Origin of the sequence: Bosea vestrisii, assembly GCF_030144325.1 — a bacterium.
GTDB classification, from domain to species: Bacteria; Pseudomonadota; Alphaproteobacteria; order Rhizobiales; family Beijerinckiaceae; genus Allobosea; species Allobosea vestrisii_A.
In genome coordinates, this window is record NZ_CP126307.1 from 3,403,256 (window position 1) to 3,429,067 (window position 25,812).

The following is a 25,812-nucleotide window of genomic DNA, read 5'->3' on the forward strand; positions in this document are numbered from 1 at the left end:
TGACGGTATCGCTTACGCCCGGCACTCGGCCATCAGCCGGCGCATGAAGGCTTCGCCCGCGGCGAACTGCTCCAGCGTGATGTACTCGTCCGGCTGATGCGCCTGGTCGATCGAGCCCGGGCCGCAGACGATCGTCGGCAGTCCCGCGCGCTGGAAATGCCCGGCCTCGGTCGCATAGGCGACGGCGATGGTGCTGTTGCGCCCGGCAAGGCGCATCACGAGCGTCTCGGCTTCCGAGCCGGGATCGGGCGCCAGGCCCGGCACGTCCGAGCTCATCACCGTCTCGATCGCCGCCGATGGCGCGGTCCTGCGCATGCGCGCCAGCACCTCCTGCGACAGCGCGGCGAAGCGGGCCGGCACTTCCTGCGGGTTGGAGCCCGGCAGCGTGCGCACCTCCCAGGCGAGATCGCAGCGATCGGCCAGGATGTTGCGGGCGATGCCGCCATGGAACTTGCCGATATGGACGGTGTCGTAGGGCGGATCGAAGCGGCCGCTCTCGTCGAGGCGGCCTTCGTGCTCGTCGGCCATGGCGACGAGCCCAGCGGCGAGCCGCGTCCCGGCATGGATCGCGCTGGCGCCAAGATGCGGCTTCGAGGAATGCGCCGCAAAGCCGGTGATGGTGGTGAAGAAGGTCCGGATGCCCTTATGCGCGTCGGCGAGTTCGAGCGAGGTCGGTTCACCGACGATCACGGCGCGCGGCCGCGGCAGGCTCTTGCCCATCGCGGCGATGCCGTCGACGACGCCGAGGCAGGTCACCTCCTCGTCATAGGAGAAGAACAGGTGGATCGGCGTCTTGAGGTTCGCAGCGAGAAAATCCGGCACGAGCGCAAGCGCCAGTGCGACGAAGCCCTTCATGTCGACAGAGCCGCGGCCATAGGCCTTGCCGTCCTCGACATGCAGCGTGAACGGATCGCGCGACCAGGCCTGGCCTTCGACCGGCACGACATCGGTATGGCCGGAGAGGACGACACCGCCCTTGTCCTGCGGGCCGATCGTGGCGAACAGCGCGGCCTTGTCCCCTGTCGCATTCGGAAAACGCACGGATGGCACGCCCCAGCCCGCGAGGTAGTCCTCGACGAAGGCGATCAGGTCGAGATTGGATTTATGGCTCACCGTGTCGAAGGCGACGAGGCGGGCAAGCATATCGAGCGGCTGGTAGCGCTGCCCGGTCGGTGTTGTCGCGTTCAATGCAGGACCTTCTTCACATAGGGCGAGTCGAGCGGGAAAAGCGGCACCTCGACATCGAAGATCACGCCGTCCTCGCCGAGCATGGCGTAGAAGCCGCGCATGCTGCCGTCGGGCGTCATCAGCGGGCAGCCGGAGGTGTAGCTGAAGCGCTCGCCCGGTTGCAGCACCGGCTGCTGGCCGATCACGCCGTCGCCGCGGACCTCGTGCACCTCGCCGCGCCCGTCGGTGATGAACCAGTGGCGTGTCATCAGCTGCATGGTGCGCGGCGAGAAATTCTCGATCTCGATCGTATAGGCCCAGAAATAGCGGCTCTGGTCGGGCGTGGACTCAGAGTCCATGAACTTGGGCGAGGCGGTTACGCGCACGCCATGCGTTTCGGCCTGGTACATGATCGCGGTTCCGTGCCGGCAGGGCGGGAAGGCCTTGTTATGACTTGGCGCGGCGCAGCGTCAATGCCATCAGCCGGTTGTACTTGCGGGCCAGCCCGGCGGCGAGCGGGCATGTGGACAACGCGACGTCGGACTCGCCAGCCGCGCTCCGCCGCGGCAAGAAGAACGGTCAATCTCGCGGCGGGCTTAGCTTTGCGCCGCACTTCACAAGGTGGTCTGATAGCGCCATGGCAAATGCGCCTGACATGCTGGCTGAAATCGCGACTGCCCCGGCTTCGCTCGCCGGCCCCTCCGGCGTGCTGCCGCGCCAGGACATCCGCAAGCTCGTCCAACGCAACATGCTCCGTTCGACCTCGGGCGCCTTCGCCGAGAGCCAATACCAGCCGGCCAGCCTCGACCTGCGCCTCGGCCACAAGGCCTATCGGGTGCGCGCCAGCTTCCTGCCCGGGCCCAACAAGAGCGTCGCGCAGGTGCTCAGTGAACTCACCCAAGACGAAATGTCACTTGAAGGTGACGGTGCCATCTTGGAAAGGAACTGCGTTTATGTCGTCGAGCTGATGGAGTCGCTGCACGCATTGCCGACGAGCATCTCCGCTTTCGCCAATCCGAAGAGCTCGACCGGCCGGCTCGACGTCTTCACCCGCCTGATCGCCGACCGCAGTGAAGTCTTTGACACCATTCTTGGCGGTTACTCCGGCAAGCTCTACGCTGAAATCTCGCCTTCCAGTTTTTCGATCAGGGTGCGTAAGGGCAGCCGCCTCAATCAGCTTCGCTTTCGGCGCCGCGGTTCGATGCAAGACGAGGCATCTGGCTTCCGCCTTGACGATAAAGAGCTCCAGAAAGTCCACGAAGAAACGCCGCTCGTTGATGGCCACGCCACAATTCGCAATGGCCTCAATTTTAGCATCCACCTTGCCGGCTCCCATGAGCAGGAAACCATAGGATATCAAGCGCAACGCTTCACCGACGTGATCGATGTTGATCGCGTCGGTCACTATTCAGTCGGCGATTTCTGGACGCCGATCCTGGCAAGGCCAAACAAGAGGCTCATCCTCGATCCGCATCAGTTCTACATCCTCGCCTCCAAGGAGAAGCTGCATATTCCGCCGGGTTATGCCGCCGAGATGGCTCCGATCGATCCGACCATGGGCGAATTCCGCGTCCACTACGCAGGCTTCTTCGATCCGGGCTTTGGCGCCGGTGCCGGCGGCATGCCCGGCAGTCGCGGTGTGCTCGAGGTCAGGAGCCATGAGGTGCCCTTCCTGCTCGAGGACGGGCAGGTGGTCGGTCGCCTCGCCTTCGAGCGCATGGCCGCCGAGCCCGATGCCCTCTATGGCGCGATCGGCACCTCGAACTATCAGGGCCAGGCGCTGAAGCTCTCCAAGCATTTCCGCAGCTAGCCTGGTTACAAGAACCGCTCGCTCTGCGCGGTCGGCTCAAGCCTTCGTTAGCCGCAGATTCCTGTTTTGCCAGCGAATGCTACCTTGGCGGCAACCTTCGGGGCGACATGGTGGCGATTCCGTGTCAGATGGCAGCAAGCGCGGAGGACGCCGCCGGCCCCTGGCCTGCGGCGTGTTCATGCTTGTGTCACCAGCGGGGCGCAGTTGACGGCCTCCCGCTCAATGGCTTTTCTAGCCAAACGTCTACAGGGAAAGGATTTCTCATGCGCGCCCTCATCATCGCCGGCGTTCTCGCCGCCGGCCTCGCCGGTTGCCAGTCCGTCGAGCAATCGGCGGCCGAGTCCGACCAGGTCTGCATCGATGCCGGCCATCGCCCCGGCACCCGCGCTTTCGAGCGCTGCCGCAGCGAGGTCTTCCAGAGCTTCCGCCGCTCCAATGCCCAGGCCAGCAACGCGGTCGCGGCCGGTGTCGTCGCTGGCGCGGTCGGCGGTGCGGTCATCGCCGCTTCGTCCCGCCGCCATTACGGCTACGGTTATGGCTATGGCTGCGGCTATTACGGCTGCTACTAAGACGTCCTACGTCTGAACCAAGCCGCGCCGGACGACAGGGGTCCGGCGCGGTTTTCTGTTCCACGGTCGGAAATCTCCGATCGGCCGGCTTGCGGCCGGCAGCCCGGCCCGGCTATACGGACAGGAGTGCGGGCGTAGTTCAGTGGTAGAACGTCAGCTTCCCAAGCTGAATGTCGTCGGTTCGATCCCGATCGCCCGCTCCAAATTTCCGACATTGTCGAGCGTCCCGCTTCCGCGGTGTGCCCCTGCGGCATGAACGCCGCTTTCGGCTGAGGCTTTGCAGCGCTAGATTGCTGCGATGAGCGCACCTCTACAGACCGAGATGCAGGATGCAGCGCCGAGCCCACGCTTTGGCCTCTGGCTGCTCGCCGGCGGCTTTGGCCTGCTACTGGCGGCTGGCCTGCTGCTCTGGTGGCGCGAGGGCGATCGCCTGTTCACCGACGGGCTGATCGCCGCGCTCCTCGCCTGCTTCTGAGCGGCACTTCGCCCGCATTCGAGGATGTCCCCCGTGAATCGCCGCCTGCTCCTGCCCCTGCTGGTCTTCGTGCTGGGTGCCGCCGCGCTCGCCGCAGCCGCCTTCATCACCTTTGCGCCCGGCTCCCGTCAGAGCGGGCAGAGCCTTGCCTCGAGCGTCGGCGGCCCGTTCTCGCTCACCAACAGCGAGGGCAAGACGCTGACCGACAAGGATCTGCGCGGCGCGCCCTTCCTCGTCTTCTTCGGCTTCACCCATTGTCCCGACATCTGCCCGACCAAGCTGTTCGAGATCTCGGAGGTGCTGCGGGCGGCCGGAGCCAAGGGCGAAAAGCTCAAGGCGCTGTTCATCTCGGTCGATCCGGAGCGCGACACGGCCGAGACGATGAAGAGCTATCTCGGCTCGTTCGACCCGCGCATCGTCGGGCTAACCGGCGAGCGCGCCGCGATAGATGCGACGATCAAGGCCTACCGTGCCTATTCCCGCAAGGTGCCGCTCAAGGATGGCGACTACACCATGGACCATACCGCCCTGGTCTATCTGATGGACAAGAACGGCGGCTTTGTCGGGGCCTTCAATATCGAGCGCCCGCCGGCGGAGGCGGCGCAGGAATGGCTGCGCCATCTCTAGAACCTAATTCGATCAGATTGAATCAATCTGGTCGGTGAATCGGTCTCTCACTTTGAGTCTAGGCGCGGTCGGCCGCGCGCTCGCCTGCGGTAGCGTGAGGAGCGGGCGAGGCCGTGCGCGGTCTTGTGCCAGCCGAACCGGTCGTGGAAGTAATCGTAGAGCGCGAGCCACGCTGCCAGCGAGGCGAGCAGATAATAGATCGGCAGGAGCGGCAGCCAACGCCATAAATCGATTGCGCCGCGCCGCCAGGCGCCGAGCGCGGGCACGAGGAAGATGGCGCAAATGCCGCTTCCGGCCAGCGCCAGCGCAAGTGAGGAGCACAGCAGCTCCAGGGCATTGCGTGGCACGAACAACGAGCCGTCGAGCACTGCCAGTACCGTCGTCGCGATGAACAGCGGGTAGAAGAGCGTTCCGAGCAAGGTGCCCAGCACCAGCGCCAGAAAGGTCAGCGTGGCAGTGAAACCCGCCTCGCGCAGGAAGCGGGCGGGCCTTAGCAGATGGCTGATCAGCGTTTGCAGATAGCCCTTGTGCCAACGCCTCAGCCAGGCTGGCAGGTGGTGCGGGGCCTCTTCGAGCGTGCGGCAGGGCAGGTCGGCCATGTAGCCGCCGGCGCGGACGAGGCGAAAGCCGATATCGGCATCCTCCGTGACATTCCAGGGATCCCAGCCGCCGACCCGTCGCAGCGCTTCGGTCCGGAAATGATTGGAGGTGCCGCCGAGCATGATCGGCAGGCCCGATTGCAACAGGCCGGGGTTGAGCACGTCGAACAAGCCGGCATATTCGAGCGCGAAGCAACCGGAGAGCCAGCCGTCATCGGGGTTGTCGATGACGAGACGGGCCTGCAGGCAGACGAGCTCGGCATCCGAGCGAAGGAAGCGGGCTGCAGCAAGACGCAACTGCCGGGGATCGGGGACATCCTCGGCGTCGAAGATGGTGAACAGCTCGCCGCGCGCTTCGGCCAGTGCCCGGTTGAGCGCGCGCGCCTTGGTCTGTGGGACGCCGCGCGGGATGATCATGACCTGCATGAAAGGCGGAAGCTCGCGGGCGGCGAGGGCGCGGCGCAGGCCCCAGTCGATTTCCTCGACAAGGATACGGATGTCGAGCTTGGCGGCAGGATAGTCGAGAGCAGACAGTCCCTCGATTAACTGATCGAGCACGGCTTCCTCGCCGAAGATCGGGACGGCGACGGTATAGACCGGCAGCCGGCTGTCATCGACTTGCCAGCGATGCTCGCGCCAGAGATCAACTGGCGCCTTTTCGATCAGGGCGGCCAGCCGGAGGACCACGGTGGCGAAGAAGAGGGCCCCCAGGGCCAGAGCCACGCCGATCAATGTCGTGACAGGTTCGAGTGCGCCGATTGCGCAGAGAAGACCGAGGGCGAGAAACGCCAGGAGCTTCTGTGGCCAGCTCGTGCCGGTTCGCGCACTGAAACGCTGAAGTCCGGCTTCATCCATCCAGGCTGCCTCGCAGGCGAGGGCTCCGGCATTGGCGCGCCACAACTCGGCCGCCAGCGTTGCCGGCGTCAGAACCACGATATCGTGGCGGGTATAGGGTTTCGCTGCGAGAAAGCGGCGCAGCGCCGCCCCGGGGGAGGCGCGACCGCAAACCGGACCGGGCTTTCAGGGCGAGCGACTGTCGCGGCCATGCCTTCGCGCAGGATCGCCGAAACGTCGCCCCCGGGTTGCAAGGGTGGTGAGCCGGGCTGGAAACGGAGTTCGAGTTCGGCTGCCAGCGCGCGATAAAACTGCTCTTCCGTGACAAGGCCCGACGCGATGACCTGCCGGCTTGATGAGACGCCGATCCGTTCCGAGAGCCTGGCCGCCTCCCGCAATTGCGCAGGCGGAACGCCTTGCTCAGCCAGAAACGCGATCTCCGCGGGCAGGCCGGACGCATACGCCCGGCCTGTGCCGGCCTGCGGCCAAGCTTGAGCCCCCATCCCCATCCCCCAACCGCGGCTGATGGCCCTCCAACCGGCGGCAACTTATGGTTGCTTATCGTAACGTCAGAGTCGAGTCCGAGGTTAGGCGGGGACGATAGGGCAGTTCGATTCCCTGCGGCAGCCAGGACTTCACCAGGTCGTTTGTATACAAATAAAAAGAGCGGCCCTGTTTGAAGGGATCCGTCTCGATGCCGGTAAGTGCTGGCGCGAGTCGCCGATCGCCTTGTGCTCTGCGCCTCGGCACCCAAGCCACTCGCGCGCGCCGCAAGTCGGTGATTTCACGCCGAATTCTGCTGGCACGGCTCTGTTCGAAGCCCGTTCGATTTCGCAGTTGCGAACGGATTCTGGCACGATAGTCTCGCTTCCGCGCTGCGGCCTGCAGTTTGCAATTCGTCGGTCTCAAATCGCTTGACAAGCTTCAAATCCATTGAGATCGTTGTTTGCATACAAATGAAATTTGGACGCGAATGTCCGGCCTGCTGCAACGATAACGATCGGCGGCGTGCCTCAATGGGAGAGTGACATGACCGCTTGGCTTGGCCTGACTTCGTTCAACCGTCTCGCGGCCATGGCGGCTGCGGCCGTGCTCACTCTGCAGGCGCCGGCACGCGCCGAGGAAATCTCCGTCACCCAATGGGGCGCGAGCCTCTATGGCGCGCCTTACGCGGTCGCGATGGAGAAGGGCCTGTTCAAGCAGGCCGGCATCGACATCACCGGCATCATCGGCTCGGGCGGCGGCGGCACCACGGTCCGCAACATTCTCGCCAGCGCGACGCCCTATGGCGAGGTCGCCGTCTCCGCTGCGCTCGCCGCCAAGGCGCAGGGGCTCGACTTGATCATCGTCAACACCGGCACGCGCAGCGTCGCCGAGGCATCGATGGTCGTCATGCCGGACTCGCCGCTCAAGAGTGTCGAGGACCTCGTTGGCAAGAAGGTCGCGATCACCTCGCCGAAATCGGTGTCGGAAATGCTGTTGCTGATGGTGCTGCGCGAGAAGGGCGTCGACCAAAGCAAGGTCCAGCGCGTCGCGGCCGGCGGCTATGTGCCGGCCCTGACCATGCTCGAGCAGAACGCCGTCGTCGGCTCGGTGCTGATCGAGCCGCTCTCGATCATCCGCAAGGACAAGTACCGCACGCTCTACAAGGCCGGCGACATCCTGCAGCCGATGACGACCTCGGTCGGCATCACCACGCGCAAATTTGCGCAGGAGAACCCCGAGAAGCTCAAGGCGATCATCGCCGGCCGCCGCGCCGGGGTACAGGCGATCTACAAGGACCCGGCCGAGACGGCCAAGATCATCGAGAAGATTTACAAGCTCGATCCGCCGATCGCCAAGGAAGCCGTCGACAACATGATAGGGCCGAAGATGTGGAGCGAGGGCGAGTTCAGCGTCTCCGAGCTCAACCGCATGGTCGAGGGTCTCAAGCTGATCGGCGAGGTCAAGGCCGATGTCGACTGGTCGGCCATCCTCGACAAGTCCTATCTGCCCGCCGACCTCCAGGCCAAGCAATGAGCGCGGCGGCATCGGGGGCCAAGATCGTGCCGCTCGCGCCCCAGGCCACAGCCATCGACGCACACGCCAGGTTGCGCGGCGTCACCCGGGTCTTCGAACTGCCGAAATCGACCCTGCATGCGCTTGGCCCGATCGATCTCGATCTCGCCAAGGGCGAGTTCTTCTCGGTGGTCGGTCCGTCCGGCTGCGGCAAGTCGACCCTGCTCGATATTCTTGCCGGCCTGAGCGAGCCACAAGCTGGCACGGCCGAGTTCGAGGGCAAGCCGATCAGGGGTGTGCCTGATGGTGTCGGCGTCGTTTTCCAGGAGGACGCGTCGTTTCCCTGGCTCAGCGTACGCGACAATGTCGCCTTCGGGCTGAGGCGTGCCGGCGTGGATCCGGCTGAGATCGCCAGGCGGGTCGATTATGCCGTTGGCTTCATGGGGCTGAAGGACTTCGCCGGCTCCTATCCGGCGCAGCTCTCCGGCGGCATGCGCCAGCGGGTTTGCATTGCGCGGACGCTTGTGCTGCAGCCCAGATTGATCCTGCTCGACGAGCCCTTCGGCGCGCTCGACCAGCAGACCCGGCTGCTGATGGGCGACGAATTGCTGCGGCTCTGGCGCGAGACCTCCGCCACCGTGCTGCTCATCACCCACGCGCTCGACGAAGCCGCGATGCTGTCAGACCGCGTCGGCGTGATGTCGACCCGCCCCGGCACCTTCATCGATTTCGTCGAGACCGGCTGGGAACGAGATCGGGACAGCCGCGTCGTCTCGACGCCGCATTTCGGCGACATCACCGCCCGGCTCTGGGAAAAGCTGCGCATCGAGGCGCTGAAGATCATGTCGGCCGGAAAGGCCTGAACCATGTCCGAGAAATGGCTGCGCGTCGCGGTCGTCACCGCGATGATCCTGCTGGTCGAGGCGCTCTGCCGCGTCGACGTCATCCCGCGCATGGTGATGATCGCCCCGTCCGACATGGTCGTCGAGCTCGGCAAGATCCTCGCCTCCGGGCAGTTCTCGGCCGATATCCAGATCACCTTCACCAATATCGCGATCTCGACCGTGCTCTCGGTGCTGCTCGGTTTCGCGGCCGGGGTGATCATCTACTCGCTGCCGAGCCTGCGCGATGCGATCGAGCCGCTGCTGGCGAGCTATTACGCCGTCCCGACCTTCGTCTTTTATCCGATCTTCATCACCCTCTTCGGCGTTGGCTCCGCCTCGATCATCGCGATCGCGGTGCTGCTTGCGGTCGTCTCGATGGTCACAGCGACGCTGAGCGGGCTCGACCGCATCCCGCGCGTGCTGCGCAAGACCGGCCAGATCTACCGGATGTCACGGATGAAGACCGCGCTGCTGATCGAGCTGCCGGCAGCGATGCCCTACCTCTTCACCGGGGTGAAGCTCTCGGTCGCCTATTCCTTCATCGGCGTCATCGCCTCGGAGTTCATCCTGTCGGGTGCCGGCGTCGGCTACGCGATCGCCTATGCCTACAACCTGTTCGAGAACGGGCACATGTACGCGCTGATGCTGCTCGTGCTCATCGTCGTCACCGTCGTCAACACCCTCCTCAACATTGTCGATCGGCGCCTCCAGGCGCGCCGGCAGCGGTGACGCCATGACAGCTCTCATGCCACGGTCAGCTGGTACGCTCCTCGTCCTCCTGGCCCTCATCGTTCTCTGGCAGGGCCTGCATCTGCTGGTCGGCGCCTCTTCGTTGGCCTCGCCGGTACACACGGTCACCAAGCTCGCCGCCCTGCTCGCCACCGGCGAGTTCTGGCTCAACGTCTCCGAGACGATGCGCGCCTTCGTCGCCGCCTTCGCGATCTCGCTTGCCGGCGGCATCACGCTCGGCATCGTGCTCGGCGTCCGCAAGCTCGCCGGCAATGTCGCCGAGCCGATCCTGACGACGCTCTATTCGATTCCGAAGGTCGTGCTTTATCCGCTGGTGCTGCTCTGCTTTGGCCTCGGCATCTCCGCCAAGATCGCTTTCGGCGTGATGCACGGGCTGATCCCGATCACGCTGTTCTCGATGAACGCCATCCGCCAGATGAAGCCGGTCTATCGCCGGACGTCGCAGGTGATGCGGCTCTCGGCCTCGCAGAACGCCTTCACCGTGATCATGCCGGCGATCCTGCCCGAGATCATTTCCGGCGTCCGGCTCGGCTTTTCGCTGACGCTGCTCGGCGTGCTGATCGGCGAGATGTTCGCTTCGCAGCGCGGCCTCGGCTTCATGCTGACCAGCGCCATCAATATCGGCCAGATCGACACGATCATGGCGATCGCGCTGCTGCTGACCGTCTTCGCCGTCACCTGCAACGCCTTGATGATGCGCTTCGACCGGCGTCTGACACACCGCTAAAGCGCCTTCCGGCGCTTGCGCCGATCGTGCCAGTCATGCAGGCTGCGGCGGACTCATCCCGCTCGCCGCAGCCTGCGCGCCGCACTGGAAAACCCATGAACCTCTATCATTTCGGCGCCACCGCCGTTCTCGTCGCCCTGCTCGGCGGCTGCGTCTCGCGCGAGGAGCCCATCGGCGTCTCGGAGCCCGCTCCGGTGCGGACTCGCGTCGTGCGGTCCGCGCCACCGCCGGATGGCGGCACGCTCGATCTCGGCCTGCCTCCGGCTCGCGAGGGCGGGCCCGCCTATGTCCGCTCCGGCATCAACAGCACGACCCGGCAGACCGACTTTTATGGCAGCGGCGTCCTACCGCAGGGCTTCTGAGGGCGGCCGCGTGCGGCATGCATTCCGGAGGCTGTGAATCCGTCTCCTCCGTCATGGTCGGGCTCGTCCCGACCATCCACGTCTTTGCTGGTCGCGTGCGGTGCCCAAGACGTGGACAGGCCGAAGTTCCCGTAGAAGCTCGACGGAGCGGAGTTTGCCGAAAGCCGCCCGGCTCGGCATCGACGCTATCCACGACCAGGTGGTTATGAAACAGCGCGAAGCCGGCTTGCTCGGCGATTTCCCGCGCAATCGTTAGCTTTCCCGAGACGACCGGACCGTAAATGAAGACGAGTTGCCTGGCGGCGGATTAGCATTGAAGACGTCAGCAATCCACCGTGTTGAAGAATCCGGCGGGCCGTGAGTCGCGGCCAGGTCTTCAGCTGGTCCATCGGGAACAATGGGCGGGCCGCGATGTTCGTGGAGAATCCGCACTTTTGCTTTGAGTGCGAAGCCATAAGCCGAGGCGGCGTAGAACGCAGCGATAAAAGCTTGGAGCTCGCTCGGAACTAATTTTGCGCCTGACCCCTGCTCATGCCCAAGCGAGGATCCAGTGTCGTATCGGCCGAGCCTCGACTGGTTGAACTTCTTGCTGGCCGACCTAAGGGGTGGCCTTGGACCCTACGTCAACGTGTTTCTGCTAACGGAGGCCGGCTGGGATCAGGCGACGATCGGCGCTCTCATGACCGCAAGCGGGCTGATCGGTATTGCGTTTCATGCACCGATCGGCGCCCTGATCGATGGTACCCGCGCCAAGCGGGCTCTCATTATTGGCGGTGCCTGGGCGCTGGCGCTGTTGGGAGTCGCGATTGTGACTTTCCCAACGCTCAGCGTTGTCTTCGTAGCGGATGTCACTATGGCGCTATTGGGCGCGGTGTTCGCGCCGACAGTCGCCGCCATCACACTTGGTCTGTTCGGGTCTCGCGGCGTCGCCGCCCAGCTCGGCCGCAACGCCGTATTCGACCGTTTCGGCAATTTGTTTATCGCCGCGCTAGCAGGGGTGGTCGGCACCTACTTCGGGCAACGCGGGGTTTTTTATATGCTTCCGCTATTCGCCGCGCTGACGACGATTGCGGTCCTTTCAATTCCGCCACATGCCATCGATCATGAACTGGCTCGCGGTCTTGAGGAGACCGATCACAGTCGGAGCCGCCCCTACGGCTGGCGGCAGTTATTTGCCGAGAGACCTTTCGTGGTGTTGGCACTCGGGACTGCCCTGTTCCATTTCGCCAATGCCCCGATGCTGGCCCTCGCGAGCCAGAAACTGGCGCTCGAGGCAAAAGGCTTCGAGTCAGCCGTGACCTCAGCAGCGATCATCGTCGCCCAGCTCGCGACGATCCCGATGGCCTTCCTGGTCATGCGGGCCAATCTGATCGGCGGGAGGACCCTGCTTATTTTGGCCTTCGCCGCCGTGCCGCTGCGCGGCATCCTGTTTGCCCTTGTCGACGATCCCTACTGGATGATCGGCTTCCAGCTGCTCGACGGGGTGGGAGCCGGACTATTCGACGTCTTGCTGCCGCTGGTTCTTCTCGGCGCCGTCCAGGGCAGCGGTCGTTACAACCTAGCCCGCGGCATCATCGGCACGATTCAGGGCGTCGGCGGAGCATCGAGTTACGTGTTTGCCGGCAGCCTCGTCGTCTGGGCCGGATACAGTGTCGCTTTTGCCGTCTTGTCCGGTGTGGCGTTGGTCGCCCTTGTTCTGATGATGGTGGCCATGCCCGAAACGGTTCCCAAAGCCCAAGCTTAAAAAAGCTTCACCGGCACCTGATTTCGAACTTTTCGGCAGAATCGGCGTTGCTTGCAGGCTTGAGTTTGGTGGCGTTTGGGGGCCGGAGAAATGGAATGCGGATCGCGCAGGTTGCACCGCTGGCGGAGTCAGTTCCACCGAAGATGTACGGGGGCACGGAGCGCGTCGCGTCGTGGCTCACCGAAGAACTCGTTCGGCAAGGACATCAGGTTACGCTCTTCGCGTCGGGCGATTCAACCACCTCCGCCGAACTGGTATCGTGCGCCCCGCAAGGCCTGCGGCTTGCGGGCATTCGCGATCATACCGCGAGCCATCTTGCCATGCTTGCCAAGGTGTTAGACCAGGCGTCGGCGTTCGATATCATCCATTTCCATCTCGATCTGCTGCAGCATGCATTATTCCGCGATCTCGCCCATAAATGCGTGACAACGCTGCATGGCCGCCTGGACCTGCCGGATTTTCTCCCAGTCTACCGAACTTTTCCGAAGATGCCCCTGATCTCGATTTCGGATTGTCAGCGCCAACCGATGCCGGACACGGCGAACTGGTTGGCGACGGTCCATCATGGACTGGGCCCCGGCTTGTGCCCGTTCGATAATCAGGGCGGGGACTATCTGGCATTCCTCGGGCGCATCACGCCCGAAAAGCGGCCGGATCGCGCGATTGAGATCGCCAAGCAGGCCGGCATGCCTCTCAAGCTCGCCGCAAAGGTCGACCCGGTCGATGCCGACTATTTCAGAACCGAAATCAAGCCGCTGCTCGATCATCCCCTGATCGAATTTATTGGTGAGATCGACGAAGCAGAAAAGGCAGCATTTCTTGGTGGAGCGCGGGCCCTCCTTTTCCCGATCGATTGGCCCGAGCCCTTCGGGCTCGTTATGATCGAAGCCATGTCGGCGGGAACACCGGTCATCGCCTGGCGTAATGGGTCTGTGCCCGAAGTGGTCCAAGACGGCGTGTCCGGAATCATCGTCGACACCATGGCTGAAGCGGTCGCCGCCGCCCATCGCAGCGCGATAATAGACCGCCTCCAGGTGCGGCAGTATTTCGAAAGCCATTTTACCGCGGCGAGGATGGCGAGCGACTATCTCGACGCATTTGACCGTCTGCTGGCTTCATCACGAGAACCGCGCAGGGCCGCAGAATAGACGCAGAGCCATGGCCCAATCGGTTCGAACCTGATCCCCGCAGAGGAGCAGTCGGATGGATGAGCTCAGCGTCGCTCCAAGCGAGCGCGAAATTCCGCCTCCGCACGAACGATCGGCCGATCATGCCCTCGATGCGCACCCGTCGCTCGTCGATCGCCCACTGCGTACTTTGAAATCCGGCGACGCCTTCGCGGTGCTCGATAGCTATGGTGACATGGGGACCACCGCGGACACCTCGGAAGGGCTATTCTGCAACGACACCAGGCACCTTTCGCGGCTGCAGCTGTTCTTCGAAGACAAGCGCCCCCTTCTGCTCAGCTCGGTGATCCAGGACGATAACGTGTCCTTGACCGTGGACCTGGCCAATCCAGAGATTACGCGAGCGGATGGAACAACGATGATTCCCCGCGATGCCATCGCTATTGAGCGGACGAAATTTCTCTGGAATTCGGTCTGTTACGAGCGGATCGGATTGCGCAATTTCGACCGTCTGCCGCATGAATTCAGGCTGACCTTGCGCTTCGCGGCGGATTTTCGCGACCTCTTTGAAGTCAGGGGAATGAAGCGGGCGCGTCGCGGCGAAATGGAAACGAACGTCGCTTCGAACATCATGCGCTTCGCCTATCGCGGGCTCGACGACAGAATCCGCAGAACGGTCCTTCGCTTTAGCCCCGAACCGGTGCAGGTGACGAAAGATTGCGCCTCGTTCCGGTTCGTTCTCAAGCCTGGCGAGCGAGCCTCGCTTCTCGTGGCCGTCGCCTGCGATCTGGTCGATGCCCAGAGCCGGGACGCGTCACCTATCCAGAACGCGTCCGGGGTGCCGGCTCAAGGCTTTGCCAAGGCCTATCAGGATGCTCGCCGGGATTTGCGCGCGCTGACGTCGAACATTACCAAGGTCGAATCGACGAATGCCCTCTTCACAGACCTGATCACGCGCTCGACTTCGGACCTTTATACGCTGATGACGCGCAGCTCCGAGGGCATCTATCCCTATGCCGGTATTCCGTGGTTTTCGACGATGTTCGGGCGCGACGGAATCATCACCGCCATGATGCTGCTCTGGGCCGATCCGGCGGTGGCACGGGGTGTCCTGCTGCAATTGGCCAAAGCCCAGGCCCTCACGACCGATCCCGAAGCCGACGCGCAGCCCGGCAAGATCCTGCACGAACGGCGCAGCGGTGAGATGGCCAATCTCGGCGAGGTGCCCTTCGGATTCTACTATGGCTCCGTGGACGCCACTCCGCTCTTTATCATGTTAGCGGGGCAGTATTTCGAGCGCACCGGCGATCTCGCCACGATCGAGCGACTTTGGGAACATATCCAGGGGGCGCTTCAGTGGTGCGATACTTTCGGCGATCGCGACGGCGATGGCTTCGTCGAATATTACCGCGAGACGGATAAAGGCCTGGCCAATCAGGGCTGGAAGGACAGTCACGACTCGATCTCCCATGCCGACGGGTCCCTCGCCCAAGGCCCGATCGCGCTGGTCGAGGTGCAGGCCTATGTCTACGCCGCCAAGCGGGCGGCAGCGACGATGGCGGGAGCCATGGGGCTTATCGATCGCGCGATTGAGCTCGAGCAGGCAGCGTCTACTCTGCGGGAGAAGTTTGATCGCGCCTTCTGGTGCGAGGAGATCGGCTCCTACGCGCTGGCGCTCGATGGTGACAAGCGGCCTTGTCGCGTGCGGGCATCGAACGCTGGGCATGCCTTGTTCGCCGGCATTGCTCTGCCTGAGCGCGCGGCCAAAGTCGCTGCGACCTTGATGAGTGAAGGCAGCTTCGGCGGCTGGGGAATCCGGACACTGAATGCCGGCGAGATCCGCTACAACCCAATGTCCTATCACAATGGTTCGGTGTGGCCGCACGACAATGCCCTCATCGCGCTGGGCTTCGCCAAGTATGGCTTAAAGCCCGAAGCAGCACGGCTGTTTGAGGCGACCTTCGATGCGTCGACCTATCAGGACCAGCAACGCTTGCCGGAGCTATTCTGCGGCTTCCTGAGAAGGCGCCGACGCGGGCCGACCGCATATCCGGTCGCCTGCTCGCCCCAGGCCTGGGCAGCGGCAGCCCCCTTTGCGATGCTGGCTGCCTGTCTGGGGCTGGAACTGCCGGCGGCCACCAACGAGATCAAGTTGATCGACCCGGTCCTCCCGTCGTTTCTCGACGACATTACGCTTCGAGGTCTGAAACTGGCTCGCTCCCAGTTCGACTTGCGCGTGCATCGGCACAAAAACGACGTGACCATCAACGTCCTGAAGCGATGGGCGGAGAGCGACGCCAGTGTCCTGATGATGAAGACGCGATAGCCTCGCAGGCGCGGCGATAGCGGCCAGGTCGCGGCCGCGGTCCGAGCCTGCATCGAGCAGTTCGGCACGATCGACATCCTCGTCAACAATGTCGGTGGTTCCGCCGCAGGGGGCGCGGTGACGCTGAGCAAGGGCGCTGGCGCGCCCAGCTCGACTTCAATCTGACCAGCGTCTTCGCAACTCGGTCGATGGATGGAACTTGGCCGGCGGCGGGTTCGTTGGGATGGGACGTCGTTCTTAATCATCCTTGGACGGCCGGCCCGGGTCGAGAGCGCTCGATGACTCCGAAGGCTTCCGCTCGCCTTTGGAACTGCGCGGCGGCGGCCCTTCATTTCCACGCGGCTCATTGGCTGTCTGTGTGCCGAATCCGGGACGTGGCCGGCTATCTGAGGCCCTACGTGGCTGGCCAACCGTATCGTCGTGCTTTGGCTTGCGACTGCTCATGGCATCCTCCCTTATTGTTCTGTCTCGCTGAGCTCGCGGGTTTAATGCCGGCCGCACGCGAAGGTTCCGAACGCTGTTAGGTATGTCGCGTTATGGGCGGAACACAGCGGCGCGCGAAAGGTTGCGCTCAAACAGCCAACTAGTGAGAACCATCATGCTCAGCACTCCAGAGGTCGGCTTCGGCGGACGCCCCATCCTGAATTCCGACGATTGCCTGACCGCAGAGGCGCGGATCGCCAGGCTGGCTATCGCACCTGAGGGTTCTGACGAGGAGGCGGAAAGGGTTGGGCTGATCGATGCCGTCAATGCCTATCGGCTGAAGCAGGATTCTCCCGCAACGGCAGCCATGACCAATCCAATCAGCTCGCTGGAGCAGTATGAGGCGGCGACACAAAGAGTGGCGGATCTCGCCAATTATGCCGAGGGTACGCCGCAGGCTGACGAGCTCGGCAGACTGGTTGCCGATATCCGAGCCTGGGAGGAAGCGAAGCAGGACAACGCGCCGCAGCGGCAATGAGAACCGCTCCTCAAGCTTGCTACGACTTCGACAATCGCCGCACGTTGGCTCGCATCTTGCGCCGGTAGGCTTTAACGACAGCGCGTGCCCGAACTCGTCTCCGAGGAGGTCGCCCTCAAATCCGGCTTCAAGCTCGACCAGGCCGCCCCGATCGCGACCGTCGACATGTCGTCCTCGACGGCCGCGGGATGCTGCTGCTCGCGATCGTCGCCGGGCTCGCGCTTGGAAAGCCGCTGGGACTGCGCGGAGGTTCGCTTCCTGGCGGGCCGATTGATTCGAAAGGAGAGGCCCAGATCGGACCGCCCGCTTGCCGGCGGATTTCCAGAAATTCGGGATGATCTTCGGCGCGGCTGTTGCCGATTGTGTTACTTCGTCGGCCGAGAGCGCGCGGTGAGCTTGTTTCCGTCCGGATCGCGAAGGTAGGCGACAAACGCTCCATTCGGGCGCTCGCTGGGTGGGCTCTCGATCGCCGTCCCACCATGCGTGGTGCCCGCCTTATGCCACGCGAGAACATGATCACGGCTCGCCGCGGCGATCCCGATAGTCCCACCGTTGGCCGCGGTCGCTGGATTGCCGTCGATCGGCTTCGTGATCATCAGCCGACCGTCGTTGTGGGCATAGATCAACCTGCCCCTGGCATCCATCTCGCCCGGCTCGCCTCCTAACGCGGCGAATGTGGCGTCGTAAAAAACTCTAGCCCGCTCCAAGTCGTTGCTGCCTATCATGACGTGAGTGAACATCCTTATTCTCTCCAAAAAAGGGCTGGTGGGGACATTCGCTTGTGGTCGGCTGCCCCCAGTGCGGTCCGGAAGGAGGCGTTTCAGGACTTGTAAGAGCACGGAAAGGGGGCAGGATCACAGTGCGCTTCCGCCCCCTGTCGTCCCTTGAAGCTAGAGCTCGATCATCAGGCGGCAATCGCCTTTTGAACCGGCACGTGAGGCTTATTGAGGCTCTCGGCGACCTGGAGATTTGTGATTCGGCCTCGATGCACATTCAGGCCGGCGGCGAGGTGCGGGTCTTCTTCGATCGCCTTCAGGCCACGTGCCGCCAATGCCAGGCCGAACGGCAGCGTGGCGTTGTTCAAGGCATAACTCGATGTGAGCGGCACAGCTCCGGGCATGTTGGCGACGCAATAATGAATGACCCCTTCGATCTCGAAGGTCGGCGAAGCGTGCGTCGTCGGTCGGGATGTTTCGAAACAGCCGCCTTGATCGATCGCAACATCGACGAGCACCGCTCCGCGTTTCATCCGCGAAAGCTGTTCGCGGGAAACGAGACGGGGGCTGCTGCGCCCGGAATGAGGACGGCCCCGATTACCACGTCGGCCGCGAGCACCTCTTCTTCGATGGCCTGTTGGGTGGAAAAGCGCGTCCTTGCGCGGCCACCAAAGTGCTCGTCCAGTTGCCTAAGGCGGGGGAGGGACCGATCGAGAATGACAACGTCAGCTCCAAGCCCAGCGGCCATCCGGGCGGCGTGTGTCCCAACCACCCCACCGCCAATGATGGCAACGCGCGCGGGTGCTACGCCCGGCACCCCTCCGATCAGGATGCCTCGGCCACCCGAGTGCCGCTGCAGGCAAGACCCCGCTGCTTCGATCGAAAGTCGGCCGGCAACTTCGCTCATGGGAGCGAGCAGAGGGAGGCCGCCAAAACGATCCGTCACCGTTTCATAGGCGACCGCGGTTACGCCGGAATTCAGCAGACCGGCCGTCTGCTCCGGATCCGGAGCCAAGTGCAGGTACGTGAAGAGGATTTGTCCTTCGCGAAGCTGGGTCCACTCCGACGGCTGAGGCTCTTTGACCTTTACGATCATCTCAGCTTTGGCAAAAATCTCGGCTGCGGTTGCCATGATGCGTGCGCCGGCAGTTTCGTAAGCCTGATCTGAGGCGGAGATGCCAGCACCGGCATTCGTCTCGACAAGCACCTCGTGCCCGGCAGACACATATTCTCGCGCGGCTTCCGGCGTCAGGCCGACCCGGTACTCATGAACCTTGATTTCCTTGGGAACGCCTACGCGCATTTGATCCTCCCGCGTTTGGAGCGGCGATAATAGCGCAGGAGCCTGAGCGAATTTCGACGAATTGCGGTGGAATTATCGCCAGTGTCATCGGATTCAAGCGATGATTGCGGATATGACGCTAGTATCGTGCGTAAGCTTGGCCGTGGTCGCAGGAACACAACATGGCTCTAGATAATCTGTCGCGCATCCTTTTGTCCGAACTGGTGGAAGATGGCCGTGCAAGCCATATCAAGCTCGCCGAGCGCGTCGGCTTGTCCGCTACAGCAGTAGCCCGACGACAACGCGCCCTGGAGGAGGAGGGCGTGATCGTCGGCTATCACGCACGATTGAGCCAGAAGGTGCTTGGTCTAGGGGTCACCGTCATCATCAGATTGGCTCTGAACAGCCAGAGCGAAGACGCCCTTTCTGCATTCGAAAAGGCCGTCGCCAAATGCCCCTCGGTTCTGAGGTGCTTCTTGATGTCGGGGGAGGACGATTATCTGCTCACTGTCGTCGCCCGAGACGTCGAGGACTTTGAGCATGTTCACAAGACGCAGTTATCCCGATTGCCGCACGTTGCACGGATCCAATCAAGCTTTGCGCTCCGTCAGGTCATAGAGAGGCCTGTTCTGCCTCCGCTCCAATCAGCAGAGGGGCGCCACGGCCAAGCGGACCGATAGCGAAACGCCCCGGCAGATGACGGACTTGCCGACAGTTCTCAAGCGCGCTGGGCTGGATCTTCTGAAGCCTGGGTCTGCCGCCAATCGCGAAGTCCGAGCGGGTGACGAGCCCATCCTTTCAATGGAGCGCCGGACGGCCGGCCCGAAAACTCGCGCTGCAAAGGGGGCACGGTCGCGCAGCGCCACCTGCGGACGTTGCGACATTGCGCGAAGGCAGACCTTCGTCATGTAGCCCGAGCCTGGAGCTCGCGTCACTGCTGCTGGTTGGCGAGCCCCCAAACGGACTGCCGGAAGCTGACTTTCCCGGACAATCAACAGGCCGTGCAATCTTGAGGTTAGTCCACCAGCGTTTCAGTTGCGCCTCACTCGTTACCATACATGTTCGACCTCGCGAGTGCGGAGAAAGGGCAGCGGTTCACTCGCAGGCTCGTAGCTAATTGCAAGTAGGGTGCCGGATTACAGGCGACGCTTTCACGGTAGGGCGAACAGAGGCGAACCGGACGGAGGGTTGGTCGGCTTGGGAAGCTCTCCCTTCAGAATGAGAAGCGGCAGGCGCTTTGGCCCCATCGTCGGCACGCGGTCTGACCCCATTGCCAACAATATTACTCTAATCTTCTCAGCGTCTTGCGACTAATTTTCGGGGGCTGACTTGGATGCCTAACCGGGGTCAATCGGTGCGCCGATTTACACTATGGGCAAAGCGTCGATTACCGCGGTGGTCGTATCGAGCATATCGATCTGAGCACCGGAGTAGTTGAACGCCTGGACGACAGGTGCGGCGGGCACGAACTCAGGTCAGCAGCGCTCGCGTCGAGAAGCCGCTATCTGTGGCGGCCAGCTCCGCTACCACTTCCCGAAGCGCTGCGCAGAACTCTCGCGATGACGCGGTCTGCGCCGTTCCGACGGGAAGCGCGAGCCGTCCGACAATCGTCTCCGTTGGGAAAAGCGGGACGAAAGTCAGCTTATCCGATCCGGACCGCCCGAGGACGCCAAGCTTGTCGATCAACGCGATGCCTGCGCCGGCCTCAACGAGCACGCATGCGATGTTCGATTGCGATACCTCGACGGCGGGCCGGAGTTGGAGGTCGGCTCGCTCGAATATTCGATGCGCAAGTGCCCCGAGCGGCAACATCCGGTCGAGGCAGATCATGGGTTGCCGAGACAGATCGTCGATCGTGAGGTGCGGCTTCTGCGCCAAGGCGTGGTCGCTCGGCAGTACGCAGCCAAAGTGCGAAGTGCACAGATCCTCCAGGACGATCCCCGAGACCGCAGCCGCGTCGATCAGCAGTCCGAGTTCGCTCTTGAAGCTTGCCACACGTTGGGCGACATCACGTGCCGTCAGGATTTCAACGACGAACTCGACGCCGGGCTTCCTGCTTCGGAGCCGCGAAATGGCATAAGGCAGGATAGAGTTCGCGAACGCAGCAATCGTCGCAATCCGAAGTGCGCCTGTTCGGCCTTCCCTGAGATCGCGAGCGCGCCGCGCAACGGTCTCGATGGAAGAGACCGCCTGCACGACATCTGGGTATAGCAGCTCCGTTTCCCGCGTCGGATGTAGTCGCTGCTTTTCGCGCCTGAACAGGACGATGCCGATGCGCTCCTCCATCTGTTGCAGCGTACGGCTGACGGCCGGCTGCGACACGTTCAGCGCCGCGGCCGCTGCAGTGACGCTGCCCTTCTCGATCACGGCACGAAGCACTGAGAGTTCACGGGAGTCGAATGTCATAATCCACGGGCATTAAGTCAGGCGATCTTTGTATTGGCCCGCATGAACCCTTCAGCGTCAAGATCGCTACCGATCGTTCGCGTGAGTGGGAACCCGATGCGAGTCACCGAGATCCGCGGCCATCATGTCGGCTTCGTTCCAGCGCCGGCGATCGGCAACGCCCGGACCATGATCCGTCGCCGCGATTTCCTTCTGCTGGAAGTCGTCACGGATACCGGCAAAAGCGGTTGGGGCGAGGTATTTTCGTCGCCGGACGCGGCGGCCGCTATCATTCGCTCACGTTATGCGCAGGTCGTCATCGGAGCAGCGCCGGCGCGCTACCGCGCGCTTTGGGAGCACATGGTCGCCAACCTGGGCTATGATCGCCGAGGGCCTGCCATGATGGCGATCTCTGCGCTCGATATGGCGCTGTGCGATCTCGCCGCGCAAGAACGCGGCGTCGGCGTCGCCGCCATGTTGGGCGGCGCGCTTCGCAGCGACGTCTTCGCCTATGGCAGCGGCCCGTTCATCTCGGACGCCGACGAACCCTACGGACACTACGCCGGCGTGATCGAGCACGCTCTTGGGGAAGGCTATCGCGCATTGAAGCCGCGCGCGGGTGTCTCTCCGCGAGCCGATGGCGAGATGCTGGCGCACGCGCGCAAGCTGGTGGGCCCCGAGATCGGGCTGATGGTCGACATCAACCAGGCCTACACCGCCCGTGCCGCCATCGCGTCAGCTCGCCGGATGGAACCTTCTGATTTGCTCTGGATCGAGGAGCCGGTGGAGCCAGAAGACATCACGGGATACGCCGCGGTCGCTGGGGCGGTTTCGACGGCCGTGGCCGGGGGGAAGCACTCCCCAGCGCCGGGGCATTCCGCGATTTCCTGGTGGCGGGCACGATGTCCATTCTCCAGCCGGATCTCACGGTCTGTGGCGGTTATACCGGCTTCCTGCGGATCGCCGCATTGGCGGCGGCCTTCGATCTACCGGTCATGCCCCATGTCTTCGGCACGATCGTCAATCATCAGGCGGCACTGCAGGTCGCCAGCCTGCTTCCGGCGCGGCGCGGTGGAGGCCCTGCGCCTTATCCCTATGTCGAAGTCGATATCTCCAGCAATCCGCTTCTCGCGCTCCAGGGCGCGATCAAGCTCACGGCGACCGGCACGCTCGAAATTCCCGATCTTCCGGGAACAGGGCTCGACCTGGATGCGGCACGATTGGAGCCCTGGCGACGGGAAACATGGGTCTGCCGCTGACTGAGTGCGGCAGCCACTGCATCAAGAAGAAGAGTAATGGGAGGACAGAATGCTCATGAGGAGGCGGACCTTCATGCTCTCCCTTGTCGCCGTCGGCGCGACAGGAGGGGCAAACGCTGCGGATTGGCCCGAACGCGGATCAACTTTTGTCGTGCCGTTCCCGGCGGGCGGAAGCACCGACATTGTGGCACGACTATTCGCTGAACGCTTTGCCGAACGCCTGCGCCAGAGCTTCGTGGTCGAGAACCGGCCCGGCGCGAACGGCAACATCGCGGCCGCGGCGGTCGCGAAGGCGCAGCCCGACGGGTACACCATCCTTGTGTCGGGCAACGGCCAGAATGCCATGAATCACTCGCTCTATGCCCGGATGTCGTACGATTCAATCAAGGATTTCGAACACATCTGCCTGTTGGCCATGACACCTAACGTGATCATCGTGCCAGCGGCTTCGCCGATCCGAACACTCGAAGAACTCATCGCCGGCGCTCGCCGATCTGGTGGCGATCTCTCCTTCGCAAGCCCGGGGGCCGGATCATCCGGTCACCTCTCTTTGGCGATGCTTGAGAGCGCCGCAAAGATCAAAGTGCGGCATGTCCCCTATCGCGGAGCAGCTCCGCTGGTCACCGATATCCTAGGCGGGCATGTTTCGGCAGGCATCGTCAACGCCGATATCCCGCTTTCACATATCCAGGGCGGAAAAATCCGGGCGCTTGCTGTGACGAGCTCCAGTCGGAGCCCCCTCTACCCCGATGTCCCGACTGTCGCCGAGAGTGGTTTCCCAGGATTCGAAGCGCAAGGCTGGTTCGGCTTGTCGGCGCCCGCCAAGACACCGCGCACTATCGTTGAGAAAATGAACAAGCTCGCCAACGAGGTTCTCAAGGAGGAGAAAATCAAGCAGCGCTTTGCGGCAGGCGGCTATGTGGCCGGCGGCGGGAGTCCGGACGATTACGCGCAGTTCATTGGGCGGGAGATCACCAAATGGGCCGCGGTAGTGCAAGAGAATGGGATCTCGATCGAGTGAGCCAGCAGCCCGGGTCGTGAGGTACGAGATCAGAGTGGGAATGGAGTGACGTGGACGCCGGCGCCGGCCCTACACAAGTGTCCGAACGTCGTGCCGGGCCGTCCACTCAGATAAGCGCTCGGCGGAGCCTTGAACTCCCCCGGCGTGCCAGCGTGTTTAACACCATCGATCGGCTTCGCACCCGGCCACACACTCGCTAGCAGGGAGGTATACCATGTTGCGATATCATAGGCTTATGCCCCACGCTGCCGTCTTCGTGGCGTCGATGGCAGGATTGCCCTCGACGACTCGGGCCGAGCAGGTCGCCCAGGCGCCGGCAGCCGAGACGAAGCCGATCGCCTGCGACGAACTTGCCGGACTCTCCATCCCGGCAAGCGTGACGTCGTTGGCAACGAGCGGGGCCAAGGTCACGTCTGTGGCGGCGCAGCCGGCTTCCGGCACGGGCGCCAAAGCGGTCGGCGCATTCTGCCGCGTACTGGTCGAGATCGCCCCAGTCGATCCGAAGGCACCACCTATCAAGGCCGAGGTCAATTTCCCGGAGCATTGGAACGGCAAGGCGCTGATGTATGGCGGAGGCGGCTATAACGGCGTGATTCTCAGTACCGGCGGGACCCTACGCTTGCAGCCGCCCGACGTGCCGATCCCGCTCGCGCGTGGCTTCGTCACCTTTGGCGGCGATTCCGGCCACGAGGGCGCGAACCGCGGCGATTTTGCCCTCAATGAGGAGGCCCTGAGGAATTACGCTTTCGACTCCGTCAAGAAGACGCGCGATGTCGCCACGCACCTGATCAAGCTCCGTTACGGGCGGCCTCACGAGAAGCTCTACTTTCATGGCAGTTCCAACGGAGGCAAGGAGGCGCTGGGCCTCATCCAGCGGTATCCTGACGACCTCGACGGCGCCATGGTGTTCTGGCCGGCGACGCACATTGGCACGGCCCATCTCCAGTTCGGTCGCATCGCGCGCGCCTTCGCTGCGCCCGGCGCCTATCTGTCGATGTCCCAGCGCAAGGTCGTCCTAGACGCTGCATTGGAGGCTTGCGACGGACTCGATGGCATCCGTGACGAGGTGATCTCGAATGCCCGCGCCTGCCAGCAGACCTTCGATCCCGATAAAGCCACCGTCGACGGCAGACCGTTGCGCTGTCTGGACGGTGCCGTCGACCGCGACAGTTGCCTCTCGGACGTCCAGATTGGTGCCCTCAAAGTCATGGGCTCCCCCTTGAAGCTCGACGCACCGCTCGCGAGTGGGGAAAAGGGCTATCCGGGGTTTTACGTCTGGGGCGTGGACCTTGGCTGGCGGGAAACCGACGACCTTGCCAAGGGCGTGTTGACGCAGGGGCTCGGCAAGGTTGCCCCGGCCTATCCCGCTGCTCCCGGCATGCCGTTTCTTCATGCTTTCGCCGACCAGTACGCGCGCTTTTTCGTCACGAGAAACCCGGGGGAAGCTGGCAGAATATCGACCCGGAGAGACCAGGCGAGTGGCAGGATCGCCTGAGCATGCTCGCCGGATTGCTCGACATGAGCGGCACAAATCTCTCCAGCTTCCAAAAGCGCGGCGGCAAGATCATCTTGATGCATGGTCTCGCCGATCAGATCGTGCCGCCTCAAGCGTCGGCCGATTATTACGAGCGCCTCGTCGCCACCATGGGCAATGAGGCTGTCTCCCAGTTCTTAAGGTTCTACGAGGTGCCCGGCACTGCCCATAGCGGCTTCGGAGTCTCCTTCAATCCGAGCTGGGACGTTCTCGGCGCACTGGATGCGTGGGTCGCCGGCGGCGCCGCGCCGACGGCTCCAGTCATTACTGATACGCACTTCAAGCCGGGCCGTGCCCGCCCGCTCTGCGAATACCCGAGCTACCCCAGATATCAAGGTGGCGACCCAGACCAAGCTACGAGCTTCACTTGCGCGAGGTGACGCGTGACCGCGGACTGTCCGCGGTGCCAACTCCGCGCGTATCGGCGAGCGGCGGCTGCTCAACGCCAGGACCGCGATCGGCCCCGCAACGAGTAGCGCCCGGCGATCGTGCCGCTCTGGTTGACGCGTATCTGGAATCCGAGCGTGATGGTCAGGTGGCATCGACCACATCGAGGCGCTGCGGGGCCCCTGCTGGTGCATGATCATCTTTTGGCACTGGAAAGCCGCCACCGGGCGGATATCGTGGAGGCCGGCGCAGGATAGCTGCGATGAGG

General features: G+C 63.3%; 23 protein-coding genes, 1 tRNA gene and 3 pseudogenes. 20 read left to right on the forward strand and 7 right to left on the reverse strand.

The features are described 5' to 3' along the window. Positions 1–12 precede the first annotated feature (12 nt). Together argE and apaG are read right to left on the reverse strand one after the other, a co-directional pair. A complete protein-coding gene (argE, locus tag QO058_RS16885) occupies positions 13–1,188 on the reverse strand; it encodes an acetylornithine deacetylase (protein ID WP_284167452.1) in 1,176 nt (391 codons plus the stop codon). Further along, positions 1,185–1,577, reverse strand: coding sequence for a Co2+/Mg2+ efflux protein ApaG (gene apaG, locus QO058_RS16890; protein ID WP_284167453.1), 393 nt, complete (start codon positions 1,575–1,577; stop codon positions 1,185–1,187). Before apaG ends, argE begins: the two co-directional genes overlap by 4 nt. A 245-nt stretch (positions 1,578–1,822) precedes the next feature. On the opposite strand from apaG, the gene QO058_RS16895 reads away from it, so the two are divergent. The 5 genes from QO058_RS16895 to QO058_RS16915 all read left to right on the forward strand — a co-directional run bounded on the left by QO058_RS16895 (position 1,823) and on the right by QO058_RS16915 (position 4,648). Continuing rightward, positions 1,823–2,977, forward strand: a complete 1,155-nt coding sequence (locus QO058_RS16895; RefSeq protein WP_284172933.1) for a 2'-deoxycytidine 5'-triphosphate deaminase — start codon at positions 1,823–1,825, stop codon at positions 2,975–2,977. 263 nt (positions 2,978–3,240) lie between these two features. Next, on the forward strand, positions 3,241–3,546 hold the full coding sequence (locus QO058_RS16900; RefSeq protein ID WP_284167454.1) for a hypothetical protein: 306 nt from the start codon (positions 3,241–3,243) through the stop codon (positions 3,544–3,546). A 128-nt stretch (positions 3,547–3,674) separates the two neighbouring features. After that, positions 3,675–3,749: transfer RNA gene (locus tag QO058_RS16905), tRNA-Gly, on the forward strand. 95 nt (positions 3,750–3,844) lie between these two features. After that, positions 3,845–4,021, forward strand: coding sequence for a hypothetical protein (locus QO058_RS16910; RefSeq protein ID WP_284167455.1), 177 nt, complete (start codon positions 3,845–3,847; stop codon positions 4,019–4,021). Positions 4,022–4,045: 24 nt separating this feature from the next. Further along, positions 4,046–4,648, forward strand: a complete 603-nt coding sequence (locus QO058_RS16915; protein ID WP_284167456.1) for an SCO family protein — start codon at positions 4,046–4,048, stop codon at positions 4,646–4,648. Positions 4,649–4,695: 47 nt separating this feature from the next. On the opposite strand, the gene QO058_RS16920 is transcribed toward QO058_RS16915, so the two are convergent. Both QO058_RS16920 and QO058_RS16925 read right to left on the reverse strand, forming a co-directional pair. After that, complete coding sequence (locus QO058_RS16920; protein ID WP_284167457.1) at positions 4,696–6,180, reverse strand: glycosyltransferase; 1,485 nt, start codon at positions 6,178–6,180, stop codon at positions 4,696–4,698. Continuing rightward, entirely contained in the window at positions 6,171–6,584 is a 414-nt protein-coding gene (locus QO058_RS16925) for a hypothetical protein (RefSeq protein ID WP_284167458.1), read from the reverse strand. Before QO058_RS16925 ends, QO058_RS16920 begins: the two co-directional genes overlap by 10 nt. 526 nt (positions 6,585–7,110) lie before the next feature. Between QO058_RS16925 and QO058_RS16930 the strand changes: the two genes are divergently transcribed. The 10 genes and pseudogenes from QO058_RS16930 to QO058_RS16975 form a co-directional block, all read left to right on the forward strand. Next, on the forward strand, positions 7,111–8,100 hold the full coding sequence (locus QO058_RS16930; RefSeq protein ID WP_284167459.1) for an ABC transporter substrate-binding protein: 990 nt from the start codon (positions 7,111–7,113) through the stop codon (positions 8,098–8,100). Beyond that, positions 8,097–8,942 carry an ABC transporter ATP-binding protein gene (locus QO058_RS16935; protein WP_284167460.1) on the forward strand — a complete coding sequence of 282 codons (846 nt, stop codon included), beginning with the start codon at positions 8,097–8,099 and terminating at the stop codon, positions 8,940–8,942. Before QO058_RS16930 ends, QO058_RS16935 begins: the two co-directional genes overlap by 4 nt. Positions 8,943–8,945: 3 nt before the next feature. Continuing rightward, a complete protein-coding gene (locus QO058_RS16940; protein ID WP_284167461.1) occupies positions 8,946–9,692 on the forward strand; it encodes an ABC transporter permease in 747 nt (248 codons plus the stop codon). Between the two features lie 16 nt (positions 9,693–9,708). Next, positions 9,709–10,440 (forward strand): ABC transporter permease, encoded by a 732-nt coding sequence (locus QO058_RS16945; RefSeq protein WP_284167462.1) that lies wholly within the window; start codon positions 9,709–9,711, stop codon positions 10,438–10,440. Positions 10,441–10,535: 95 nt separating this feature from the next. Next, entirely contained in the window at positions 10,536–10,802 is a 267-nt protein-coding gene (locus QO058_RS16950) for a hypothetical protein (RefSeq protein WP_284167463.1), read from the forward strand. A gap of 577 nt (positions 10,803–11,379) precedes the next feature. Continuing rightward, positions 11,380–12,546, forward strand: a complete 1,167-nt coding sequence (locus QO058_RS16955) for an MFS transporter (protein ID WP_284167464.1) — start codon at positions 11,380–11,382, stop codon at positions 12,544–12,546. Between the two features lie 95 nt (positions 12,547–12,641). After that, positions 12,642–13,694, forward strand: coding sequence for a glycosyltransferase family 4 protein (locus QO058_RS16960; protein ID WP_284167465.1), 1,053 nt, complete (start codon positions 12,642–12,644; stop codon positions 13,692–13,694). Positions 13,695–13,749: 55 nt separating this feature from the next. Next, positions 13,750–15,999, forward strand: coding sequence for an amylo-alpha-1,6-glucosidase (locus QO058_RS16965; RefSeq protein WP_284167466.1), 2,250 nt, complete (start codon positions 13,750–13,752; stop codon positions 15,997–15,999). A 565-nt stretch (positions 16,000–16,564) separates the two neighbouring features. Further along, complete coding sequence (locus QO058_RS16970; protein WP_284167467.1) at positions 16,565–16,960, forward strand: hypothetical protein; 396 nt, start codon at positions 16,565–16,567, stop codon at positions 16,958–16,960. Between the two features lie 78 nt (positions 16,961–17,038). After that, positions 17,039–17,129: pseudogene (locus QO058_RS16975) on the forward strand (NAD(P)H:quinone oxidoreductase); the annotation flags it as partial. 196 nt (positions 17,130–17,325) lie between these two features. On the opposite strand, the gene QO058_RS16980 reads toward QO058_RS16975, so the two are convergent. Together QO058_RS16980 and ald are read right to left on the reverse strand one after the other, a co-directional pair. Beyond that, a complete protein-coding gene (locus tag QO058_RS16980; RefSeq protein WP_284167468.1) occupies positions 17,326–17,700 on the reverse strand; it encodes a VOC family protein in 375 nt (124 codons plus the stop codon). Positions 17,701–17,864: 164 nt separating this feature from the next. Beyond that, positions 17,865–18,979 (reverse strand): annotated as a pseudogene (ald, locus tag QO058_RS16985) (alanine dehydrogenase). A gap of 161 nt (positions 18,980–19,140) precedes the next feature. Here ald and QO058_RS16990 point away from each other — a divergent pair. Beyond that, entirely contained in the window at positions 19,141–19,638 is a 498-nt protein-coding gene (locus QO058_RS16990) for an Lrp/AsnC family transcriptional regulator (protein ID WP_284167469.1), read from the forward strand. Between the two features lie 790 nt (positions 19,639–20,428). On the opposite strand, the gene QO058_RS16995 is transcribed toward QO058_RS16990, so the two are convergent. Further along, positions 20,429–21,364 (reverse strand): LysR family transcriptional regulator, encoded by a 936-nt coding sequence (locus QO058_RS16995; protein ID WP_284167470.1) that lies wholly within the window; start codon positions 21,362–21,364, stop codon positions 20,429–20,431. 168 nt (positions 21,365–21,532) lie between these two features. Here QO058_RS16995 and QO058_RS17000 point away from each other — a divergent pair. The 4 genes and pseudogenes from QO058_RS17000 to QO058_RS17015 all read left to right on the forward strand — a co-directional run bounded on the left by QO058_RS17000 (position 21,533) and on the right by QO058_RS17015 (position 25,537). Continuing rightward, positions 21,533–22,602, forward strand: a pseudogene (locus QO058_RS17000) (mandelate racemase/muconate lactonizing enzyme family protein). A 73-nt stretch (positions 22,603–22,675) separates the two neighbouring features. Continuing rightward, positions 22,676–23,623, forward strand: a complete 948-nt coding sequence (locus tag QO058_RS17005) for a Bug family tripartite tricarboxylate transporter substrate binding protein (RefSeq protein WP_284167472.1) — start codon at positions 22,676–22,678, stop codon at positions 23,621–23,623. 235 nt (positions 23,624–23,858) lie between these two features. Continuing rightward, positions 23,859–25,118 (forward strand): tannase/feruloyl esterase family alpha/beta hydrolase, encoded by a 1,260-nt coding sequence (locus QO058_RS17010; protein WP_284167473.1) that lies wholly within the window; start codon positions 23,859–23,861, stop codon positions 25,116–25,118. A 2-nt stretch (positions 25,119–25,120) separates the two neighbouring features. Continuing rightward, positions 25,121–25,537 (forward strand): tannase/feruloyl esterase family alpha/beta hydrolase, encoded by a 417-nt coding sequence (locus QO058_RS17015; protein ID WP_284167474.1) that lies wholly within the window; start codon positions 25,121–25,123, stop codon positions 25,535–25,537. Positions 25,538–25,812: the final 275 nt, after the last annotated feature.

What these genes read in the sequence shown, in the direction of transcription:
- apaG (WP_284167453.1), bottom strand. Translation starts at nt 1,577, where the DNA reads ATGTACCAGGCCGAAACGCATGGCGTGCGCGTAACCGCCTCGCCCAAG.
- QO058_RS16895 (WP_284172933.1), top strand. Translation starts at nt 1,823, where the DNA reads ATGCTGGCTGAAATCGCGACTGCCCCGGCTTCGCTCGCCGGCCCCTCC.
- QO058_RS16900 (WP_284167454.1), top strand. Translation starts at nt 3,241, where the DNA reads ATGCGCGCCCTCATCATCGCCGGCGTTCTCGCCGCCGGCCTCGCCGGT.
- QO058_RS16910 (WP_284167455.1), top strand. Translation starts at nt 3,845, where the DNA reads ATGAGCGCACCTCTACAGACCGAGATGCAGGATGCAGCGCCGAGCCCA.
- QO058_RS16915 (WP_284167456.1), top strand. Translation starts at nt 4,046, where the DNA reads ATGTCCCCCGTGAATCGCCGCCTGCTCCTGCCCCTGCTGGTCTTCGTG.
- QO058_RS16925 (WP_284167458.1), bottom strand. Translation starts at nt 6,584, where the DNA reads ATGGGGGCTCAAGCTTGGCCGCAGGCCGGCACAGGCCGGGCGTATGCG.
- QO058_RS16930 (WP_284167459.1), top strand. Translation starts at nt 7,111, where the DNA reads ATGACCGCTTGGCTTGGCCTGACTTCGTTCAACCGTCTCGCGGCCATG.
- QO058_RS16935 (WP_284167460.1), top strand. Translation starts at nt 8,097, where the DNA reads ATGAGCGCGGCGGCATCGGGGGCCAAGATCGTGCCGCTCGCGCCCCAG.
- QO058_RS16940 (WP_284167461.1), top strand. Translation starts at nt 8,946, where the DNA reads ATGTCCGAGAAATGGCTGCGCGTCGCGGTCGTCACCGCGATGATCCTG.
- QO058_RS16945 (WP_284167462.1), top strand. Translation starts at nt 9,709, where the DNA reads ATGCCACGGTCAGCTGGTACGCTCCTCGTCCTCCTGGCCCTCATCGTT.
- QO058_RS16950 (WP_284167463.1), top strand. Translation starts at nt 10,536, where the DNA reads ATGAACCTCTATCATTTCGGCGCCACCGCCGTTCTCGTCGCCCTGCTC.
- QO058_RS16960 (WP_284167465.1), top strand. Translation starts at nt 12,642, where the DNA reads ATGCGGATCGCGCAGGTTGCACCGCTGGCGGAGTCAGTTCCACCGAAG.
- QO058_RS16965 (WP_284167466.1), top strand. Translation starts at nt 13,750, where the DNA reads ATGGATGAGCTCAGCGTCGCTCCAAGCGAGCGCGAAATTCCGCCTCCG.
- QO058_RS16980 (WP_284167468.1), bottom strand. Translation starts at nt 17,700, where the DNA reads ATGTTCACTCACGTCATGATAGGCAGCAACGACTTGGAGCGGGCTAGA.
- QO058_RS16990 (WP_284167469.1), top strand. Translation starts at nt 19,141, where the DNA reads ATGGCTCTAGATAATCTGTCGCGCATCCTTTTGTCCGAACTGGTGGAA.
- QO058_RS16995 (WP_284167470.1), bottom strand. Translation starts at nt 21,364, where the DNA reads ATGACATTCGACTCCCGTGAACTCTCAGTGCTTCGTGCCGTGATCGAG.
- QO058_RS17005 (WP_284167472.1), top strand. Translation starts at nt 22,676, where the DNA reads ATGCTCTCCCTTGTCGCCGTCGGCGCGACAGGAGGGGCAAACGCTGCG.
- QO058_RS17010 (WP_284167473.1), top strand. Translation starts at nt 23,859, where the DNA reads ATGCCCCACGCTGCCGTCTTCGTGGCGTCGATGGCAGGATTGCCCTCG.
- QO058_RS17015 (WP_284167474.1), top strand. Translation starts at nt 25,121, where the DNA reads ATGCTCGCCGGATTGCTCGACATGAGCGGCACAAATCTCTCCAGCTTC.